The sequence below is a fragment of the Pseudonocardia sp. SID8383 genome (genome assembly GCF_009864975.1).
GTDB classification, from domain to species: Bacteria; Actinomycetota; Actinomycetes; order Mycobacteriales; family Pseudonocardiaceae; genus Pseudonocardia; species Pseudonocardia alni.
The window spans coordinates 1-3,401 of the sequence record NZ_WWFY01000761.1; the positions used below are offsets into that span (position 1 = coordinate 1).

At 75.5% G+C, this 3,401-nt stretch carries 5 protein-coding genes; 3 read left to right on the forward strand and 2 right to left on the reverse strand.

Going from position 1 to position 3,401, the window contains the following annotated elements:
• Nucleotides 1–596 (forward strand): ATP-binding cassette domain-containing protein (locus GTW08_RS18435; RefSeq protein ID WP_161152277.1); only part of this gene is annotated, 596 nt, incomplete at its 5' end.
• Nucleotides 597–598: 2 nt separating this feature from the next.
• Here the strand turns inward: GTW08_RS18435 and GTW08_RS18440 are convergent.
• Together GTW08_RS18440 and GTW08_RS18445 are read right to left on the reverse strand one after the other, a co-directional pair.
• Nucleotides 599–1,270: an LON peptidase substrate-binding domain-containing protein gene (locus tag GTW08_RS18440; RefSeq protein ID WP_073574069.1), complete on the reverse strand. Its 672-nt coding sequence runs from the start codon at nt 1,268–1,270 to the stop codon at nt 599–601.
• Nucleotides 1,271–1,283: 13 nt separating this feature from the next.
• Nucleotides 1,284–1,994, reverse strand: coding sequence for an NUDIX hydrolase (locus GTW08_RS18445; protein ID WP_073573900.1), 711 nt, complete (start codon nt 1,992–1,994; stop codon nt 1,284–1,286).
• Nucleotides 1,995–2,160: 166 nt separating this feature from the next.
• Here GTW08_RS18445 and nadA point away from each other — a divergent pair, with 166 nt between their 5' ends.
• Together nadA and GTW08_RS18455 are read left to right on the forward strand one after the other, a co-directional pair.
• Nucleotides 2,161–3,159: a quinolinate synthase NadA gene (nadA, locus tag GTW08_RS18450; protein ID WP_073573899.1), complete on the forward strand. Its 999-nt coding sequence runs from the start codon at nt 2,161–2,163 to the stop codon at nt 3,157–3,159.
• 11 nt (nt 3,160–3,170) lie between these two features.
• On the forward strand, nt 3,171–3,401 hold a 231-nt coding region (locus GTW08_RS18455; protein WP_346009929.1), incomplete at its 3' end, for an FAD-dependent oxidoreductase.

Here is a 3,401-nt window from a genome sequence, read left to right on the forward strand (position 1 = left end):
TCGCCGGGCACCTCACCGGCGACGCCGCGGCCGGCGGGCTCGCCGTGTGCGTGCGGGACCTGCGGGTCGACGGCCGGCTGCGGCTCGACCTGCTCGACCTGGCCGTGGGGGAGAAGCTGCTGGTCACCGGCCCGAACGGGGCCGGGAAGTCGACCCTGCTGGCGGTCCTGCACTCCGACCTCGCACCGGACGCGGGCACCGTGGACGTGCGGGCGCGCCGGGTCGGGCTGCTGGCCCAGGACCCCGACGTCGGCCCGCCCGACCGCAGCGCCGCGACCGCCTACGCCGACGCCGTCGGCGTGCAGCGGGCGGAGACCGTCCCGCTGCGCGAGCTGGGGCTGCTGCACCCGCGTGAGCACGGCACCGCGGTCGGAGAGCTCAGCCTCGGCCAGCGGCGGCGGCTGGCGCTGGCCGTCGCCGTCGCCGACGCCCCGGACCTGCTGCTGCTCGACGAGCCGACCAACCACGTCTCGCTGCGGCTGGCCGGGGAGCTGGAGTCGGCGCTCGGCACTGCGCCGGGGAGCGTCGTCGTCACCTCGCACGACCGGTGGCTGCGCCGGCGCTGGGAGGGGCCGCACCTCGCCGTCGGCGGGTGAGCTCAGTTCGGGCTGTGCTCGTCGGAGAACGACCCGAGCGGCGCGGGCACCGCCCGCAGGGTCTCCAGCAGGCCGCGCTCGCGGGCGAACAGCCTGCGGATCTCCCGGAGCCGCTGCACCGCGCTGGTCTGCTCCAGCAGGAGCTGGCGGTCGCCCAGGGGCAACAGGCAGTCCCCGGCCAGCAGGTGCGCGAGGTCGGCGGTGGGGGTGTCGGCGGCGGGCTCGGACCAGTCACCGGTCCGCCACGCGGTGTCGCAGTACTCGCGGTGCGCCGCGCGGGCGGAACGCTCCAGCATCGCCACCAGCCGCGGGTCGGCCTCGTCGCCGGTGTCGTCGGGCAGGAACTCGACCTCGCCGCTGAGGTAGGAGTGCGAGCCCGTGTCGAGGTCGAGCAGCCGGAAGCGGCGGGCCCCGCGGGTGACGACGTCGTAGCGGCCGTCGGGTAGCCGGCGGGCGTCGATGAGCACCGCCGTGCAGCCGACGGCGTGCATCCCGGAGGCCCCGGAGCGGTCCGGCGAATGGCCCTCGCGCACCGCGACGACACCGAACTCGCGGTCGGGGACGGCACCGGTGAGGAGGTCGACGGTGAGCTGGCGGTAGCGGGGCTCGAAGATGTGGAGGGGAAGCGCCGCACCCGGCATCAGCACCGTCCCCAACGGGAACAGCGGAAGCATGGCGGACACCGGCTCACGGTAGTACGCCGTCGCGGGGCCCGCCGGGTCGCGCAGGTGGCCGGAGCACGGCGAACGCGTCGGTGACGCGCATCCCGCGGTCGGTGAACCGGAACACCGCGGCCGGGCGGCCGCCGGAACGGCCCGACGGGACGACCTCCCCGGTGGGCTCCAGCAGGCCGCGACGGGTGAGGACCCGCTGCAGGTTCGTCGCCGACACCTCGTGGCCCAGCGCGGCGACGTAGTGCTCGCGCAGCGCCGAGATCGTGAACTCCGCGGGGGCGAGCGCGAACCCGAGGTTGGTGTAGGACAGCTTGGCGCGCAGGCGGTCCCGCCCCGCCGCGACGATCGCGGCGTGGTCGAACGCGGTCGCGGGCAGGTCCTCGACGTCGTGCCACGCGGTGTCCCCGGGCAGCTCGGGGTCCGCGTCGGAGGGGACCAGGCCGAGGAACGCGGTGGCGATGCGGCGCTTCCCGGACACGCGGGCCGGGTCGGAGAAGACCGACAGCTGCTCGACGTGGGCGACCTCGCGGACGTCGACCTTCTCGGCGAGCTGGCGGCGCACGGAGGTCTCGACGTCCTCGTCGGGGCCCAGGGTGCCGCCCGGCAGTGCCCAGCGTCCGGCGTCCGGGTCCAGGGCCCGCTGCCAGAGCAGGGCGCCCGCCCGGCCCTCCCGGATCCTGAGCACGACGGCGAGGACCTCGTGCAGGGCGGGTGGCGGTGTCACGGGGCCAGCCTAGGGCGGACCGGCCGCGGCACCGGGACGTGACGGCGGGGTGTCCGTCGGGTGAGGTCCCGGTCACGACGGAGGTGCCGGTGGCGCGCGAGCGGTGCTACCATCCGACCAGTTTCCGCCCGCTAGGCGAAAACCCGACACGGCCCGGGAGGGCGCAATGACCGGAACGCTGACGGCACCCGGCGGCACGGGGACCGACCCCGGCTGGGCCGACGAGGTGCGTGCGCTGGCCCGCGAGCGGGACGCGGTCCTGCTGGCGCACAACTACCAGCTGCCCGAGATCCAGGACGTCGCCGACCACGTGGGGGACTCGCTCGCGCTGTCCCGGATCGCGGCCGAGTCCCACGCGTCGACGATCGTGTTCTGCGGCGTGCACTTCATGGCCGAGACCGCCAAGATCCTCAGCCCGGACAAGACCGTGCTGATCCCCGACGCGCGGGCCGGCTGCTCGCTGGCCGACTCGATCACCGCCGACCAGCTGCGGGAGTGGAAGGCCGAGCACCCGGGCGCCGTCGTCGTCTCCTACGTCAACACCACCGCCGCGGTGAAGGCCGAGACCGACATCTGCTGTACCTCCTCCAACGCCGTCGAGGTCGTCGACTCGATCCCGCGCGACCGCGAGGTGCTCTTCCTGCCCGACCAGTTCCTCGGCGCGCACGTCCGGCGCACCCTGGAGCGGGAGAACATGCACGTCTGGGCCGGGGAGTGCCACGTGCACGCCGGCATCAACGGCAAGCAGCTCACCGAGCGGGCCGCGGCCCACCCCGGCGCCGACCTGTTCGTGCACCCCGAGTGCGGCTGCGCGACCTCGGCGCTCTACCTGGCGGGCACCGGCGCGGTGCCCGCCGAGCAGGTCAGGATCCTCTCCACCGGCGGGATGATCGACGCGGCCCGCGCCACCGGCGCGACGGAGGTGCTCGTCGCGACCGAGGTCGGGATGCTGCACCAGCTGCGCCTGGCCGCCCCGGAGATCGCGTTCCGCGCGGTGAACGAGAACGCGTCCTGCCCCTACATGAAGATGATCACCGCCGAGGCGCTGCTGCGGTCGGTCCGCGAGGGCACCGACGAGGTCCACGTCGACCCCGACCTCGCCGCCCGCGGCCGTGCCGCCGTGCAGCGGATGATCGAGATCGGTCAGCCGGGAGGTGGGGAGTGACGGCGCGGGGGGTGAGCTGGGAGGCCGGCGCCGACCTGGTCGTCGTCGGGTCCGGGGTGGCCGGGCTGACCGCCGCGCTCGACGCGGCCGCGGCCGGGCTGCGCGTCGTGGTGGTCACCAAGGACGGCATCGGCGAGGGCTCGACCCGCTGGGCGCAGGGCGGGGTGGCCGTCGTGCTCGGCGACGTCGCCGGGGACTCGCTCGGGGCGCACGTCGCGGACACCCGGGCCGCGGGCGGCGGG